Origin of the sequence: Trichocoleus sp. FACHB-6, from assembly GCF_014695815.1 — a bacterium.
Taxonomy (GTDB): domain Bacteria; phylum Cyanobacteriota; class Cyanobacteriia; order Cyanobacteriales; family FACHB-T130; genus Funiculus; species Funiculus sociatus.
On record NZ_JACJOY010000009.1, the window covers coordinates 1 to 15,733 of the forward strand.

Here is a 15,733-nt window from a genome sequence, read left to right on the forward strand (position 1 = left end):
AATTACTGGGGTAAGCTTTACTCATAACGCTCTCTCAGTGCTGTGTACTACATATTCGCAGCTTACACTGAGTGAGCTTTTTTGCTATCTAACCGACTTTTAAAACATCCTCTAACGTATATCTATGGTTATATTTGTTCTCAGTGTAATTTATAACTTGAGAGCCACGTTTAGATGCAATATTTTTCGTAATCTGAAATACATATAGAAAGCCGAAACCGAATTTATTCCGTTGTATTCTCTCAAGGAGATATTCAGATTATGGCAATCAAAATTGTCAAATCAAGTCTCATGGCACTGGGTATTTTTTCTGCCATTTCTCTATCACCGCTATTGTTTAACGGTGGACGTGCAAATGCTCAGACACATTACCCGGAGATAAATCCAGGGATGATGAATGAGGCTCCAACTGATATTAATCCTAGTAATAATGAAACACCAATGGAGTTGAATCGAAATTCAACTCCTTATGCTCAAAATCCACTAGATCCAACAGGGCGAAATGAGGGACCAACTGCGCCTATTGAAAGCACTACACCCACCACATCTAGTCCGATCACAGGTTACATTTCTAAAACAGCTCCACTGCTGAGCTATGGTAGCCGAGGAGCAACAGTTATAGAAGTTCAAAGTGTACTGACACAACAGGGACTCTATAATGGCCCGATTGATGGCATCTATGGCCCAGAGACGCAAGCCGCCGTCAAAGTCTTTCAGGAGTCAGTAAACATAACTCCTGATGGCGTGATGGGACGTGGGACATGGGACGCTATGATCAAGAGATTGCAGCAGGGTTAAGCTGTAGAAAATATCCATCTCTGTATTGGAGATGAATATTTTCAGTTACTATCCTGGGATTGGAAATCACTTTCAGAAAAGTCTTCTGTTTGTGAAGCCTCAGCCTCAGCAGCCCTTCGTCTTGCCTCCCAAATCGCATTTCGTTCCGCTTCCCAGCGAGCGATCGCGCCTTGAGCTTCCCCATAGAGCGCCCTACCGTAACGAATCTCAGAAGCCTTATTAATCGCACCAGTCAACCGCCCTTCAGCCGCCAGAGCAACCGCCGCGTCGAGAATGGGCATATCTTCAGTAGTTTGAATTTGTGTCACCCATTCAGTCAGCGCCGCCTGTGCTTCTGGATATAAAGCCCGTCCGGGGCTAATTTTTTGGGCAGCTTCAACAGCAGCTTTGAGATTTCCCTGAGTTGCTAAACCCTTTGCCAAATCCAAGATCGGCTGATCTTCCATCGTCTGGACTTTTTTATTCCATTGAGCGATGTAGGTTTGTGCTTCTATCCGCAAAGGCTGACCCTGTTTAATTTTACTCGCCTCGGTAACAGCAGCCTTTAAACTTTCCAGTGTTCCTGGCGTCGCCAGTTGTGTAGCGCTCAACAAAGCCGTTCTGTCTTCAATCTGTTGAATTTGCTTGCGCCAATGAGCAATTAAAGTTTGGGCTTGTAAGCGTCCGGGACGCTGAGGCGCGATCGCAGAAGCTTGGTTAATTGCCACTTGGAACGCCAACGGTTGAGCGAAATTGGCTATGGTTTCCGCATAGTGCATATGGACGAGATCTTGCAAATTATTAGCCCACGTTTCCGCTGTATCTTTTGCATTCTGATAAAGGGGACTTTTTGGCGAAATGTCGCGCACACCCGCTTTCGCTTCTAAAAAGCTGAAAATATTATCTCGTTGGGCAATGACATAAGAGCGACCGAGTTTAATCCAATCTTGAGCTTCTGTATAAACTGAAGCATCAGAGGGAACCAGCTTGGCAGCAGTTAACGCGCCGTCATAATCTTCTTTCTGAAAGCGTTCGGCTGCAATTTTGAGTAATTCCTGACTCCAGAGATTTCTATCAGCTTGCGCCTTGGGTTTGACGTAGCTTTTAGAGTCTACTTTTCCCGCCAAAGCGATCGCTTGTGCCAGATTCTCACTCGTCTTTCTATCGGCAAAATTTCGCGCCTCTTCCAACTGCTGCCAAGCGTCTCTTTCTAAGGACATCCGATCGACGTGTTGCTCGATTAGTTCGTCATCCCAGTAAGGGCTATTTAACGCAGATAGATTTTGTATTAGCTGGGAAGCCTCAAACCATTTTTGCTCTTTTAAAGCAACATGGAATTTTTTACTAATTTCCTCGCCCCGCCGCCATTCTAATTGCCATTGTTGCATCCTCTCTTTCACCTGGGGATGAAAAGGACTTGCAGAAGGAATCTTGCGGGCAATAGCGATCGCTCCGGCTAAATCTCCCTCGTCAAATTTTGCCTGGGCAAACCCTAAGATTGATTTCGACCACTCCTCCATCATCCCCCGCGCTTGAGAGTAGAGCGAGTGATCCGGCGGTAAAGTTTGAACAAACGTTATTGCTTCGAGCAACTTATCTAACTTACCAGTCTCGGCCGCCTGCTGAGCGCAAAACAGCCGATCCGTTTCCGGAGCTATAGGCGAGATATTTTTGCAGTTAGCCTGCGGCGGTATCGTTGCCAGCCAAAAGAACGCCCCTGCTACCGTCCCTCCCAAACCTAACAAGAGAGTTAACCAAAACAACCACAAACCCGATAAGCCACCACGTTTTTTAGGCGATGCCATAGAGGTTTGGATAACCTCAACATTAGATTCAATTTCTGGAGAATCGTCATCCTTAACGCTCATGGCAGATGCTTTGGCATTCGGGACAACTCTGATCACCAGTTTACGCCCTTGCCCAGAGCGCAATCTATTAGCTGCTCGTACTTGAAATTCTTGTAACTGTCTTCTCACAACCACTACCCTTGAGTCCTGTCCTTATTCTGCGTTCTGCAACAAAAAGCGATGCCAACTTTATCTGGATTTAAATCGTCGCTACTGTAAAAGGTCTAAGACTGATAATAAAAGTTTTGAGATTGTACAGCCTAAGCCTTTATGCTGGAATTTAGGATTAGAGCCACAGATTTTCCGCTTGAATGCCTCTCCCCCGCTTGAAGCCGTCTGTAATTTCAATTTAACGAATGTCCTTCCTGAACCCTTTTACCCCCTCTCCCCCTAAAACAGGAAAAAGGCGATCCTCCCAACCTCCCAGCAATAAAATTTCTTTAACTTTCCCTCGCTGGCGAACCAGGTGGAGGGCGTGGGGGGTGGCAAAAAGCTTTGAGAAGGATTCTTCATTTTTGCCTTTTGCCTGTCTTGCCTCATCAGGGCCGTTTTTACTTATGCCTTCCTCCAACTTTCTCCCGACAAAACTTTTACTCAAGCGATCGCCACAGCAGCGATCGCTGCTGCCCTTTAACATAACTAAGAAGAGGCATATTGATTTATTTCCTTTGATAGAGGTGCCATGAGCCTGAGCATTCGGCATTGGCTGGCGGAGCGCCAGATTGAACTGGCGACCTTGAGGCACCCCGGCACGCAAATCGCCGGAATTGCCTTTCGCATTGCACAGGACATGGAAGTTAAGAGCCTGACACCTTTTGATATCAGCGCCTTGGCGGAAGTCTTAGAACTGCCCCTGAGAACCGCGAGTCTAGTGGCAGGAGTAGTCTCCCAGCTGAGTGTTGGGTTGCTGCACATTCTAAGTCAGAAAAAGCCCCTCAAGCGCAACGAAGGCACCTGGCTCACCTTCCAAATTGCCTATATCAATGCTTTACAAGGAATTTTAGAGCAAGAATCTTTACTTAGAAGGCCGTGGCTATCCCGTGCAGGGATACCAGGGGGATCGGAAGACTTGTATGGGCAGGTGTGGGATTCACCCCTGGCTGATGTCCATTTGCAAGCTTTTCTAAAAACCCTGCGCCCCGGACGCTTGAGCGATACTCAGGCAGAACAAGCCCTCTTGCAAATTGGCAACTCGTTTCTAGTGCAGCAGATGAACAGCACCTGCATCGCCTGGTTGATCGCCAATGGTGCCGAGGAAACAGAAGCTAAACTAATTACCCAACGCTTGGCTAATGGACTGCCTGGTTATCTGCTGGAAGCGATCGCCCAAAATGCTCTCCCTTTAGCACAACTACAAAAGTTTGTCCAGTTGGGAAGTTTAGTAACTGGTTATGATAACATCCCAGCGTCAGGAAGCAATGATCAGAGTTCTCGGTTCTCAACAACTCTTAATTCTGAGGAACCGGAATTAAATTTCCCCCCTCAACACTTTCCTCTCAACCGACACCGGGAAAGTTATCGGGCGGCGCTACTCCAATCTCTCTCGAAGCCGTTACTGGCAGAACCCTTTTCTTTAAAAGATTTATACGTGCCGCTAAAAGGCAAAGAGGTATTAGTTACAACTAAGCAGCCTTTGGGGAAGGCTGCGATTACTAATGACGCTTCGCCACCAGTTGATTTAATGGAATGGGTAACGCTGCAACTGGAGGATAAGAAAACTATTACCGCGATCGAAGCCGATCCGGGTATGGGCAAAACCAGTTTCTGTCAGATATTCGCAACACACGTTGCCCAGCAACTGTATCCCAAGTGGATGCCAGTCTTAATCCGCCTCAAGGATGCCACTTTAGGGAAAACTCTAGAAGAAACATTGAATTCCGCCTTCCCCTTGGGCAGATTCAAAGATGCAGATGGTTGGTTTTCAATTCTACATCCTCCCTGCTTGTTGATTCTGGATGGCTTGGATGAACTGCCCCGCTCAGATCGCACAGGATATCATTTCGCTGCCTTCCTGAACCAGGTGACTTCGTTTCAGGCGCGATCGCTCTCCTTAACCAAAGGTACTCCTCGCCACAAAATTATTCTCACCAGTCGCCGGGGAATCGGGGAATGGGGTAGGGGAAGCGAAGAAATTCCCTACTCTCTATTCCCATTGATGCGGCGAATAACCATCCAGCCGCTAGAACAAGATGAATTTCGCCAGTGGTTCAAGAATTGGGCGAAGCTACAATCAAAAGCGATCGCACAGGGATATTTTTCTTTTTTAAAACAAAGAAGTGCTTTTACTCCAACTCCAGAAAGAACCCCAGGCGGTGCTAGTTCCGTAGCTAACACTCTTGTCGGACAGCCTTTAATGCTTTATCTGATGGGTGTTTTACATCGAGATGGTTTGCTAGACGACAGCATTTTTCATCGGGCATTATCCGAGGTCAAATTTGAAATTTACGACCGGATTTATTGTTGGCTATTAGCATACCCAGATGCTGGGAGTACCACGATACCTTTTGTGGTAAAGGAAGGTCTAGCCCATGCCTACCGCAGCACGGATGCGATCGCTAATCTCTTAGCCAACCGTCGCCCCGAAGACGTGCGCCAAGTAATGCAAGTTACCGCACTTTCGATTGTGCAAACCTGTAAAAACAAGCTGACGCAATCAGCGCTAAAGTCGAAGCACTTAGAAGACAACTTACCAATATTTTTCTTCCAAATCCCCAATTCCCAATCTCAAATCCCCAGCATTGAGTTCTCCCATCCCAACCTGGGAGAATACCTCTGTGCAGAAGAAATTGCCCTCCAGTTGCAAGCCGTGACAGATCAATTTCAAGATACCTACGGTGAAGTCAACTTTACAATCAAATCCTCACTTGCTGTAGCCCAGCATCTTTACCAATTACTAGGTTATGGCTTGTTGTCACTTGAAATAGAAGAAATGGTGGTTGAGCGGCTGCGGCGACAGCAAGAACGCAAAGAAGTACACTTTAGTTTAGGTGCGCTGTTTAAACGCCTTTATCGCTTCTATCGCGCTTACTGTCGGGGTCGCTGGCTGGATGAAGGAATTGCCCATCAGGTTTATGCCCAGTTTCAAGCACTGCACAACCCCCTAAAAGTGCTGCAAATCGATGCTGCGGTTGGGGTGAATGTATTTTTGTTGCTGTGCGCGATCGCCCGCCAAAGTCGAATTCCCTTTTTGCCTTGCGGCGATCCCAACCAGCCTCTTGATTTTGACCCTGACGCCTTGCTAAGTTTCATCGGTCGGACTGCTGTCCTATCTCCTACAGCTTTCTGGGAAAGGGCGCGACACAACCTTTTGCAAGTGCAACTTACTGCTGCCTACTTAAATCATGCCTGGTTTGCAGATGCTAACTTGCAACACGCAAATTTGTCCTGGGCTGATTTAACTGGAACAAATTTAGCAGATGCGAACCTTCAGCAAGCGAATTTATCCTGGGCTAACTTGGCAGGAGCTAACTTATCAGGAGCTAACCTATCAGGAGCTAAGCTAGAAGGGGCTGATTTGTCAGGTGCTAACCTGTTAAAAACTAATCTTACCCAAGCGAATGTCAGCCATGCTTGTCTGTTTGAAGCTTTACTAGATGACCAAAACCATCATTATGCCAGGAAAAATGGAGCAATATTTTCCTTAGAGGAGTTTCAGGCATACCGTCAAAGTTTAGCTTATTTCCCATCAATGGGCAGCAATCAAACTAAAGGTTTGGAAACAGAATCTACAGCTTTTCCGATAGAGAGTGCCGAAGGGGAACCGTTCTTGCCTGATGATCAGGAGAGCGAGAGCGAAGAAGATGAGACAGTAGTAGCAGACACTTATGGGCTGGAGGGATCGACTGTGCCTAATGAAGATCCTACAGACGCCGATTACCAGTACCATGATGAGACAGCGATCGCAGAAAATCCCCTGAATCACTACTAGGTACTCGCAACGTTGGGAATAGTTGAGCTGCTGCAAAACCCAAATTTTGCTTCACCCTGTTGGGTAAGGTGCCTCAATTATTTCCTACCACGAGTTTAGTATTGAGTTGAAAATAATTACGAATGACTATGCAGGCTGAGAGTCTGATTCGTTAACTTTGTACCCGTAGAAGTTAATACAATATTCAGTAATCCGAACCCCTGTCTGTTGTTCAATTTCTTGGAGGACGGATTCCGGTAGTTCCACGTAAACGTCTAAAATCTGATTAGTATCCAGACAGTTTACATGGCTGTGAGCATCGCTGATATTACCGTACAAGCGACCATCTGCACGCTCAATACACTCAATAATCCCTTGAGCCGATAGCGCCTCTAAATTTTGATACACAGACGTATGACCGATATCCTTGCCTTCCTGATTTAAGCGGTCATAGATTTCTCTCGCCGAAAGGTGTTCTTTGGCTTGCCAGAGCAATTCCAGGACGAAGCGGCGTTGACGGCTGACGCGCATACCCAGCGTCTGACACCGATTTAAGGCATCCTCCAAGGAGCGTATAGGTTTGACAGGTGCCGCTTCTTTTTGCATACTTTGGAATTTTACACTTTTATGTGCTAACACAAACTCATTTCAACTTTAACCTAGTTTTTCTGTGAATGTCCACTGTTTATAAGTTGAGGGAAAGTAAAGCACCCTATACGATAGAATACTCAGGCGATTTTATTCTTACAGCAAATTTTTTTCTATAAGCCGCGCGATCATAGCTGTTCTAGAAGTTACACCTAGTTTGCTAAAAATTCGCCGCAAATAAGTAGCGACAGTCCAATGGGTGATGCCAAGCTGGTTCCCAATGCACTTGTTAGGTAGACCCTGTGCCACCAAACGCGCGATCGCCAGTTCACGCGGACTTAAAGTAATCTGATTCCTAAAACTAGGGCTGCACTTTACCACATAATAGCGTATTCCGTCAACATCCGACTCAAATATTACCTCATTCACCGTCTGCTCAGATTTTTGAAGCACTTTCGATGGAGAAGCATCTACTTGCTCTACGAGGTGTTTCAGCATTTCTTGGGGAATCATTACCTATCCTCGCCTTATACTTAGTTTCTATTTAACGGTTAAAATTCGTGAATTTACGCAACTTATCGGGAATAAAAGCAAAGTGTGTATGTATTCTTCATAAAATTTAGGGAAAATACTAGATTGCTAACACTTTATTGCTACACTGAACCGAAAACAGATTTCGGAGCTTGGCTGATATTGTAGTAACCAAGCTGGGCGTTAATAAAAAAAGTAACTGTTAACGCATTTCTAACAGCGGCGATAACAAAAAGCTAACAGGTGAGAGCGTAACGATGCTGTAACAATGGAGAGAGAAGCCAGCGCTAGATAGCGCTGTTGTCAGTATTTGGAATGTCTCACCCAAACATGGTTAAATGACGACGACAATCGCGCTAAATTCTAACATCATTCACGGTTTGGATCTGTCGCCAGTGCAAACAGTAATCGAAAAGCTGTTGCAAGAAGAGGCCATCGCATCCGGGGAACAGCAGCTGTTTTTTGACATCGACTACCCCCGCGAACCGGAAGATCCACGAGAACTTTCAGAAATCCCAGAAGTACGACTTTGGTTTCTTCGCCTGGATAGTCGCTATCCCTGGATGCCGTTTCTGCTGGATTGGAAATCTGGCGAATTTGCCCGCTATGCCGCCATGCTGATACCACACCAGTTCCATCGTACAGAAGGGATTCAATATAACCCAGAAGCCCTAGAGATTTTTGTGATGCAAAAAATCTTTGTTTTGTCGGATTGGATGCAGCAGATGGGAATACCTAGCCAATCGCGGCTGAAGTCAATGGCTAAAATGCTGGGTTACGAGTTGGATGATGCTTTTTTTGAACTGGTGCGCTAAATCAGTATGGGAGAAGCAATTCGTGGCGAGAATTTGTGGCGAAACCATAAGGTTTTTTGCACGGATGCTTCTCCCCTAGCCACAAACGACTTCTGATAATATGAATTGCGGAAGACTCTGAGAGGGAGGGGTTCTTTTGTTGCCTACACTCGGCGTGAATATCGATCATATTGCCACCATTCGGCAGGCACGGCGGACAGTAGAACCAGATCCCGTAGCAGCTGCGGTGCTGGCGGAACTTGGGGGTGCTGATGGCATTACCGTGCATCTGCGCGAAGATCGACGGCACATCCAAGACCGGGATGTGCGATTATTGCGGCAGACAGTGCGGACTCATTTGAATTTGGAGTGCGCCCCTACGTCGGAAATGGTAGCGATCGCTCTCGACATCAAACCTGATTATGTCACCCTCGTTCCCGAAAAAAGGGAAGAAGTAACGACAGAAGGCGGATTAGATGTCGCATCCTCAATCGACAGGATAGGCGAGATAGTGACAAGCTTGCAAAATGCTTTAATTCCTGTCAGCCTATTTATCGATGCCGAAAAAGCCCAAATCGAGGCAGCTGCAACGATGAAGGCAAAGTTTATCGAACTGCACACGGGTTGCTACGCTGAGGCGAAAGATGAAGCCAGTAGGGAGAAGGAATTAGCCGCCTTAGCCAAAGGATGCGAAATTGCGATCGCAGCTGGCATTCGAGTCAACGCGGGACACGGACTCACCTACTGGAACGTTTACCCCGTAGCTTGCCTTGAGGGTATGGAAGAACTCAATATAGGTCATACCATCATCAGTCGCGCAGCACTCGTCGGCATGGAACGAGCAGTGCGAGAGATGAAACAAGCAATTCGAGGGGCTAGGGACTAGGGACTGGGGACTAGGAACTGGGGACTAGGAACTAAGTAAGACTTTTTCCTCTTCCCCAATCCCCAATCCCCAATCCCCAATTCCCAATCCCTAATTCCCCAATCCCCAATCCCCAATCCCCATTAATAAAAATGCAAACTTACTACTACGTTTTGGGAAGTCAACGTTTTTTACTAGAAGAAGAACCGTTTGACGAAGTGTTGAAAGAGCGCATCCGCAACTACAACGAACAAGAAAAAGAAATTGATTTTTGGTTAGTTAAACAACCTGCATTTTTGGAGGCACCAGAAATGGCAACAATCAAAGCTAAGTGTCCCCAACCTGCCGCCGCTGTAATTTCTACAAATTCCCAATTTATTACCTGGTTAAAGCTGCGGTTAGAGTTTGTAATTACAGGGGAATTTCAAGCACCCAACGAGTCTATTCCCGATCCGTTGGCTTCCCTTTCACCAGTGTCCTGAATTGAAGGAACTGGAGGCTAAGGGCTAGGGACTAGGGACTGGGTAAGACTTCCACCCTAATGCGATCGCTTCCTCACCAATTAGTAACGAAGAAAAAGCAAAAAGTGAATGAAAAGAGAAAAAAGCTCATCCATGAAAAAACATTTCTTTTGCATGAAAGCCTTTTTCTTTTTACCTTGTGCCAGCTAAATCATGAAAAAAATATTTCTTTTACCTCTTGCCTTTTGCTTTTTACCTTTAAAAATTGCATCTGCTCAATCGCCTTCTCCAACTTGCCAGCCGCCGCGACAGGGCGAGTATTTGGTGTTGGTGAACCAGACAAGCACAAGTCAAGAACAAATTCAACGCACCTTGCCGCCAAATATCAAGACTTCAACGTGTAGATATTTTGAAGACATGATGACGCGGATTGGTGGTTTCAAAACCCTTGATGATGCCAATAGTTGGGCGCGATATGTTAATGAAATTGTGGGTTTGTCTGCCTTTGTTCTGCGACCGCCAGAGATACCGTTAAATCCGAATCTACCAACATATAGACCACAAGCTTTGGGTTCTGGTTATGCGGTGTTGGTAGATTACTTCAATAAACCGGAAGTAGCTACGCAAATGCGGCAAGTGTTGGGAAACAGTGTGGGCTTAGTTTCTTATGGGCAACGTCCCTACTTATTGGCAGTTTATACAAATAGCCCTCAAGAGGCGAGTTCGACATTGCAGAAACTAAGCGATCGCGGTTTTTTAACAATGCTTGTAGATAGTCGCCGAGTCACGCTACTCAAGTCAGTTGTTAGTCAGTAGTTGGTTGGCGTTGGAGAGTTAAGAGGTTTTAATAACTTTCCAATTCCCTAACAACTGACTAATAAGCAGGCCCAGCTAAACAGGAAACGGCGATACCTAATGCTGAACCAACAATCACCTGAAACGGTGTATGTCCTAACAACTCCTTGAGTCGGTCTTCGTTAAATTTAGGGTGTTCTTGGAATAGTTCGTCAATGATTTGGTTCAGAATACGAGCTTGCTTACCCGCAGCTTGACGGACACCTGCGGCATCGTACATGACGATGACCGCAAAAATGGTGGCGAGAGCAAATTCAGTGCTAGCCCATCCCAGCGTTTGCCCAATTCCGGTAGCCAAGGCTGTTACTAATGCTGAATGGGCGCTAGGCATTCCACCAGTGGTTACTAAGACACGCACATTTACCTTGCCATGTTGGACTAATTCAACGATTATCTTGGATGCTTGAGCGATTAAACAAGCCAGGGTAGCAACCACTAGCACATGGTTTTCTAGGATATGGGCAAAGTCCTGCATTGTGTTTTGCGTTGGGTAGGAAAGATTGGCATAGGAAGGATTGAGTTTACCGATGAAGGATGAATCAAATTCTGATCATCCTTCATCCTTGTTAGTGAGTGCGAGTAGTAATAAAATCTGCGATCGCTATCAGGGGTTCGGCTTTTTTCCCAAAAGGTGCGAGTTCGTCCTTGGCAGCTTTAACCAGTTGTTTAGCTCTACTGGCAGATTCCTCAATTCCCCAAAGGCTAGGATAAGTTGCTTTTTGTGCCTGGAGGTCTTTCCCGGCAGTTTTTCCCAACTCCTCCTGAGTCGCCGTGATATCCAAAATGTCATCCACAATCTGAAACGCCAGCCCAATATTCTGAGCATAGCGAGACAATCTTTGCAAGTCCTCCGACTCGGCTCCCGCCAAAATCGCTCCACAAACCACACAAGCTTCTAAAAGCGCACCTGTTTTGTGGGTATGAATGAAATTAAGGGTTTCCTCTTGAATATCCGGCTTTCCCTCTGATTCCAAGTCAACAACTTGACCGCCAACTAAGCCAGCAGCGCCAACGGCTTTGCCTAAACGGGAAATTACCTGTAGCAGCCGCGGGGCGGGTACATTATCGCTCTGGGAGGCAATAAATTCAAAGGCATAAGCTAACAATCCATCCCCTGCCAGAATAGCGATATCCTCACCATATACTTTATGGTTTGTCAGCTTTCCCCGACGATAGTCGTCATTATCCATCGCGGGTAAGTCATCGTGAATCAATGACATGGTGTGGATCATTTCCAGGGCGCAGGCAGTAGGCATCGCCATTTCTACAGTACCTCCTGCCAGTTCGCAGGTGGCAAGGCAAAGAATTGGACGCAGGCGCTTTCCTCCTGCCAAAAGCGAGTAGCGCATTGCCTCATAAATCTGCGTTGGATACGTGACAGGCAGGGAACTGTCTAGAGCGGCTTCGACAAAGCCCTGCCGCTCGCTCAGGTAAGCCGATAGGTCAAAAGCCGGGGCTTCCCCTTTTGGGGCATGAAGGTCATCCGTCGCAACCATCCCTTGATTCCTTGAGTGCTGGTATCTTTTCCGTAATTATTCTACGGGGCTTTGGGACACAAAGAGTTAAGAGTTATGAGTTGGGAGTCGGGATTCAATACTTCCAGGGATAAGACAAACCTAACGATTCCGCCTTCTGGTTGGAAAGAGGTATCCCTGAAAGTATTGAGTTGGGATTAGCTCAGCACTAAAACCGAAGCACTTTATTGCCGCTGACTGTAGCTCCAGACTGTATTTTGCAACAGCATGGCGACGGTCATCGCGCCAACACCGCCAGGAACTGGAGTGATAAACTGGGCGACTCTTTGAACAGAATCAAAGTCAACATCTCCCACCAAGCGAGATTTCCCAGCATCGTTGGTGACGCGATTGATGCCAACATCTATCACGACAGCACCGGGTTTGACCATCTCGGCGGTAATTAATCCCGGTCTTCCCACTGCTGCCACTAGAATATCAGCATTGCGGGTAATGGTTGGGAGATCGTGCGATCGCGAATGCGCGATCGTTACAGTGGCATCCGCTTCCAAGAGCATCATAGCCAAAGGCTTGCCTACAAGGATGCTGCGCCCCACCACCACAGCCTGTTTCCCCTTTACGTCAATCTTGTATTCTTGCAACAGCCGCATCACCCCTGCGGGCGTACAACTGCGTAAACCCGGTTCAGAGCGCACCAGTCGTCCCAGATTTAGCGGGTGCAGTCCATCAGCGTCTTTATCGGGATTAATTTGGTGCAGTAGCGCCACAGCATCTAGATGATCCGGTAGCGGCAGCTGAACTAAAATGCCATCAACTCGGTCATCTTGATTCAGGGCTTGGATTACTTTTTCTAGTTCTGAAAAGCTGGTTTCAGTAGGGAAATGCTGCCCATAGGAGGCGATGCCCACTTTTGCACAAGCACGCTCTTTATTCTGCACATAAGCAGCACTGGCTGGATTGTCACCAACCATCAGCACTGCTAATCCCGGAGCGCGTCCCACAGTCGGCTGCATTTGCTGAATTTGCTGTTGTAGTTGCGTGTAAATTTGTTCGGCTAGAGCTTTACCATCTAGCAACTGGGCAGTTTTGGCATCCATTGAGGTTCGGTGAGAAATCTCTGTAGTATTTGCGGATGAAATTGTAATACGGTTACTGCGTCCTCTACGATAGTTTCCCAGATTTCAATCTACAAGATGCGAAATGATTGAGGATGTGTGTTAAACCTATTTGGCACTTAGCATGGAAAAGACGTTACTCAAGAGCATGGAGATGATGCCATTAAAAACAAGGGTATTGCAATTAACCACGGCTACGCTGCTGTTGGGGGGATTATTTAGCTGTGGTAAATTACCTCAGTCAGGATTCGGTATATTTAGTAACCCCGTCCCTGTCACCAAAATCGGCGATATCCAGCAAAACCAGCAGGGTGACTCAACGGTTTACCTGCAAGGTAAAGTGGGATCTCCAGCTCCAATGTTAGGAAGCGGTGCTTACGAGTTGCAAGATCCAACTGGGAAAATTTGGGTTTTAAGTAGCGAAATGCTCCCGGTAGAGGGGGATGAAGTTTTAATTCAGGGTAAAGTGCAGTATCAAAGCATTCCCGTAGCTGGGAAAGATTTAGGAGAAGTTTACCTTCAGCAGCTTCAACAGCTAGAAAGGACACCAGCGAAGAAAGGATCGCCTATATTACCAGAAGGGAGCTATGAACAACAATAAACCAGCCGAGGTAGCGATCGCTATCTTATATCGCCAAAATAAATTTCTTCTGCAACTGCGCGACAACATCCCCAATATTCTCTACCCTGGACACTGGGCATTTTTTGGCGGACACATGGAACCTGGAGAAACCCCGGAAGAAGCATTGAAACGGGAATTACTCGAAGAAATCTCCTATGTTCCGCCTAACCCCACCTTGTTTGACTACTATCCCGACGACTACGCTGTTCGCCACGTTTTTTATGCACCACTAGAGGTAGAGCTTGACCAGTTGGTGTTAGGAGAAGGTTGGGATATGGATTTATTAACACCTGAAGAAATTCACCTGGGCGAACGTTACTCTGAAAAAGCAAACCAAGTCCGACCTTTAGGCACTCCTCACCAAAAAATTTTACTGGATTTTATTGAGAAGTTTCCCAACTTAACCTATTAGCCGGCTTTTAATTTTTTGCTAATGGCTAATGCCTGTTCAACAATTAGAAATTAGCAATCTTTCAATTAGCAATGACAAAAGTTCCGAAAGTTACGATGATGCAATCACAAAACAAATTTCCGCGATGGGTTGTATTAGGATTGGCGTTTCCCCTCGCTGTTCTTAATGGTTGGCTATTGCTGCTAGTTTTGAAGTATCTTCAACCGTTAGTAAGCGTTTTGGTTGCCGCCCTGCTGCTGGCTTTTGTTTTGGACTATCCGATTCAATTTTTACAAAAGCGGGGAGTAAAAAGAAACACCGCCGTTGTTGTAGTTTCCTTGCTGGCTGCGGTAATTTTAGTAGGTTTGGGTATAACCTTAGTGCCGCTGATTCTGCAACAGTTAAATGAACTGGCTAACATTTTACCCAGTTGGATTGATTCTGGTAGACAACAACTTCAAACTTTCCAAAATTGGGCTTTGGAACAACAATTGCCGATTAATTTAAGCGGGTTAGTTACTCAACTGACAGACCGATTATCTAACCAACTTCAAAGCATAACAGGTAGAGTTGTTAATTTTGCTTTTGATACTATTGGCAGTGTCTTTAATGTGCTGCTTACCGTAGTATTAACTTTTTACCTGATATTAAATGGAGAGCGTCTTTGGGACGGAGTTTTTAAATGGTTTCCTCCTAGCTTTGGAGTGCAAGTGCGACAATCCCTCCGGGAAGATTTCCACAATTATTTCATCGGTCAGGTGACATTAGCAACTATAGTGGGATCTGCTTTAACACTAGCATTTGTAGCTTTAAAAGTGCCTTTAGGACTACTTTTTGGCATTATCATTGGATTTTTTGCTCTTTTCCCTTTCGGTACTGGAATAGGTATCGCTATAGTTAGTCTTTTGGTAGCCTTACAAAACTTTTGGCTAGGCGTAGAAGTCTTAGCTGTAGCCTTTGCTATCGACCAAATAAATGCTAATTTTGTTGCTCCCCGCATTTTGGGTAATTTAACAGGTTTAAATCCGGTTTGGGTAGTTATTTCTTTGCTACTAGGCGGTAAGTTAGGAGGGCTACTGGGCGTTTTGACGGCGGTACCATTAGCGAGTTTTATCAAGAGTACCGCCGATAACTTACGCGATGCAAAATTTGACAATTTAGATGCTATTGAGTCCGAATCTACCTCTCTAAATACCCCTCCTGTAATAGCACCTAAAAGCTTAGCTGGGGAGGCGGGGAATTGATAGCGATGCTTTGCTTTAGTTGAAGATTGTATCATTGTGTTTGGGCTGGATTTAAGCAAGACAGCAACGCTTAATTCTGCTTATATTAGCCCTGATAAGATACTCTGTAAGAGCAAGGCGATCGTGTCTACTTTGTTACATTTAAATTAGCGATCGCGCTCAGAACTAACTCAACAATCAAACTTCATCGGAATTAATTCCCCTTTGGCGCAACTGTGCTGCTAATTGCTCTGAACGTTCCTCAGGAGCCAGCAACAAAGT

At 46.0% G+C, this 15,733-nt stretch carries 16 protein-coding genes; 9 read left to right on the forward strand and 7 right to left on the reverse strand.

The window, feature by feature from the left end; all coding sequences use genetic code 11:
• Positions 1 to 261: 261 nt before the first annotated feature.
• Positions 262 to 798, forward strand: a complete 537-nt coding sequence (locus tag H6F66_RS00755; RefSeq protein WP_190417273.1) for a peptidoglycan-binding domain-containing protein — start codon at positions 262 to 264, stop codon at positions 796 to 798.
• A 41-nt stretch (positions 799 to 839) separates the two neighbouring features.
• Here the strand turns inward: H6F66_RS00755 and H6F66_RS00760 are convergent, their stop codons facing one another.
• Positions 840 to 2,753, reverse strand: a complete 1,914-nt coding sequence (locus tag H6F66_RS00760; protein WP_190417274.1) for a hypothetical protein — start codon at positions 2,751 to 2,753, stop codon at positions 840 to 842.
• A gap of 220 nt (positions 2,754 to 2,973) precedes the next feature.
• Entirely contained in the window at positions 2,974 to 3,327 is a 354-nt protein-coding gene (locus H6F66_RS00765; RefSeq protein WP_190417275.1) for a hypothetical protein, read from the reverse strand.
• Between H6F66_RS00765 and H6F66_RS28130 the strand changes: the two genes are divergently transcribed.
• Complete coding sequence (locus H6F66_RS28130; RefSeq protein ID WP_190417276.1) at positions 3,307 to 6,552, forward strand: pentapeptide repeat-containing protein; 3,246 nt, start codon at positions 3,307 to 3,309, stop codon at positions 6,550 to 6,552. The two genes, H6F66_RS00765 and H6F66_RS28130, sit on opposite strands and share 21 nt — an antisense overlap.
• 126 nt (positions 6,553 to 6,678) lie before the next feature.
• On the opposite strand, the gene H6F66_RS00775 is transcribed toward H6F66_RS28130, so the two are convergent.
• A complete protein-coding gene (locus H6F66_RS00775; RefSeq protein WP_190417277.1) occupies positions 6,679 to 7,137 on the reverse strand; it encodes a Fur family transcriptional regulator in 459 nt (152 codons plus the stop codon).
• Between the two features lie 138 nt (positions 7,138 to 7,275).
• Positions 7,276 to 7,632 (reverse strand): LuxR C-terminal-related transcriptional regulator, encoded by a 357-nt coding sequence (locus H6F66_RS00780; protein ID WP_190417278.1) that lies wholly within the window; start codon positions 7,630 to 7,632, stop codon positions 7,276 to 7,278.
• 356 nt (positions 7,633 to 7,988) lie between these two features.
• Here H6F66_RS00780 and H6F66_RS00785 point away from each other — a divergent pair, with 356 nt between their 5' ends.
• The 4 genes from H6F66_RS00785 to H6F66_RS00800 all read left to right on the forward strand — a co-directional run bounded on the left by H6F66_RS00785 (position 7,989) and on the right by H6F66_RS00800 (position 10,586).
• Positions 7,989 to 8,465, forward strand: coding sequence for a CRR6 family NdhI maturation factor (locus H6F66_RS00785; protein ID WP_190417281.1), 477 nt, complete (start codon positions 7,989 to 7,991; stop codon positions 8,463 to 8,465).
• Between the two features lie 139 nt (positions 8,466 to 8,604).
• Positions 8,605 to 9,330, forward strand: a complete 726-nt coding sequence (locus H6F66_RS00790; RefSeq protein WP_190417325.1) for a pyridoxine 5'-phosphate synthase — start codon at positions 8,605 to 8,607, stop codon at positions 9,328 to 9,330.
• Between the two features lie 131 nt (positions 9,331 to 9,461).
• A complete protein-coding gene (locus tag H6F66_RS00795) occupies positions 9,462 to 9,791 on the forward strand; it encodes an MgPME-cyclase complex family protein (RefSeq protein ID WP_190417290.1) in 330 nt (109 codons plus the stop codon).
• Between the two features lie 192 nt (positions 9,792 to 9,983).
• Positions 9,984 to 10,586, forward strand: coding sequence for a hypothetical protein (locus H6F66_RS00800; RefSeq protein ID WP_190417292.1), 603 nt, complete (start codon positions 9,984 to 9,986; stop codon positions 10,584 to 10,586).
• A gap of 58 nt (positions 10,587 to 10,644) precedes the next feature.
• On the opposite strand, the gene H6F66_RS00805 is transcribed toward H6F66_RS00800, so the two are convergent.
• The 3 genes from H6F66_RS00805 to folD form a co-directional block, all read right to left on the reverse strand.
• Positions 10,645 to 11,100: a divergent PAP2 family protein gene (locus H6F66_RS00805; RefSeq protein ID WP_190417294.1), complete on the reverse strand. Its 456-nt coding sequence runs from the start codon at positions 11,098 to 11,100 to the stop codon at positions 10,645 to 10,647.
• 91 nt (positions 11,101 to 11,191) lie between these two features.
• A complete protein-coding gene (gene crtE, locus H6F66_RS00810) occupies positions 11,192 to 12,121 on the reverse strand; it encodes a geranylgeranyl diphosphate synthase CrtE (protein WP_190417297.1) in 930 nt (309 codons plus the stop codon).
• Positions 12,122 to 12,324: 203 nt separating this feature from the next.
• Entirely contained in the window at positions 12,325 to 13,197 is an 873-nt protein-coding gene (folD, locus tag H6F66_RS00815; protein WP_190417299.1) for a bifunctional methylenetetrahydrofolate dehydrogenase/methenyltetrahydrofolate cyclohydrolase FolD, read from the reverse strand.
• Between the two features lie 142 nt (positions 13,198 to 13,339).
• Between folD and H6F66_RS00820 the strand changes: the two genes are divergently transcribed.
• The 3 genes from H6F66_RS00820 (at position 13,340) to H6F66_RS00830 (ending at position 15,472) form a co-directional block, all read left to right on the forward strand.
• Complete coding sequence (locus H6F66_RS00820; protein WP_199295258.1) at positions 13,340 to 13,816, forward strand: hypothetical protein; 477 nt, start codon at positions 13,340 to 13,342, stop codon at positions 13,814 to 13,816.
• On the forward strand, positions 13,803 to 14,249 hold the full coding sequence (locus H6F66_RS00825) for an NUDIX hydrolase (protein WP_190417301.1): 447 nt from the start codon (positions 13,803 to 13,805) through the stop codon (positions 14,247 to 14,249). The genes H6F66_RS00820 and H6F66_RS00825 overlap by 14 nt, the downstream gene beginning before the upstream one ends.
• Before the next feature lie 98 nt (positions 14,250 to 14,347).
• A complete protein-coding gene (locus H6F66_RS00830) occupies positions 14,348 to 15,472 on the forward strand; it encodes an AI-2E family transporter (protein ID WP_190417330.1) in 1,125 nt (374 codons plus the stop codon).
• Positions 15,473 to 15,733 lie beyond the last annotated feature (261 nt).

Bases quoted from the DNA above. Each gene is read 5' to 3' on its own strand.
- H6F66_RS00755 (WP_190417273.1), top strand. From the start codon at position 262: ATGGCAATCAAAATTGTCAAATCAAGTCTCATGGCACTGGGTATTTTT.
- H6F66_RS28130 (WP_190417276.1), top strand. From the start codon at position 3,307: ATGAGCCTGAGCATTCGGCATTGGCTGGCGGAGCGCCAGATTGAACTG.
- H6F66_RS00765 (WP_190417275.1), bottom strand. From the start codon at position 3,327: ATGCCGAATGCTCAGGCTCATGGCACCTCTATCAAAGGAAATAAATCA.
- H6F66_RS00775 (WP_190417277.1), bottom strand. From the start codon at position 7,137: ATGCAAAAAGAAGCGGCACCTGTCAAACCTATACGCTCCTTGGAGGAT.
- H6F66_RS00780 (WP_190417278.1), bottom strand. From the start codon at position 7,632: ATGATTCCCCAAGAAATGCTGAAACACCTCGTAGAGCAAGTAGATGCT.
- H6F66_RS00785 (WP_190417281.1), top strand. From the start codon at position 7,989: ATGACGACGACAATCGCGCTAAATTCTAACATCATTCACGGTTTGGAT.
- H6F66_RS00795 (WP_190417290.1), top strand. From the start codon at position 9,462: ATGCAAACTTACTACTACGTTTTGGGAAGTCAACGTTTTTTACTAGAA.
- H6F66_RS00800 (WP_190417292.1), top strand. From the start codon at position 9,984: ATGAAAAAAATATTTCTTTTACCTCTTGCCTTTTGCTTTTTACCTTTA.
- H6F66_RS00805 (WP_190417294.1), bottom strand. From the start codon at position 11,100: ATGCAGGACTTTGCCCATATCCTAGAAAACCATGTGCTAGTGGTTGCT.
- crtE (WP_190417297.1), bottom strand. From the start codon at position 12,121: ATGGTTGCGACGGATGACCTTCATGCCCCAAAAGGGGAAGCCCCGGCT.
- folD (WP_190417299.1), bottom strand. From the start codon at position 13,197: ATGGATGCCAAAACTGCCCAGTTGCTAGATGGTAAAGCTCTAGCCGAA.
- H6F66_RS00820 (WP_199295258.1), top strand. From the start codon at position 13,340: ATGGAAAAGACGTTACTCAAGAGCATGGAGATGATGCCATTAAAAACA.
- H6F66_RS00825 (WP_190417301.1), top strand. From the start codon at position 13,803: ATGAACAACAATAAACCAGCCGAGGTAGCGATCGCTATCTTATATCGC.
- H6F66_RS00830 (WP_190417330.1), top strand. From the start codon at position 14,348: ATGCAATCACAAAACAAATTTCCGCGATGGGTTGTATTAGGATTGGCG.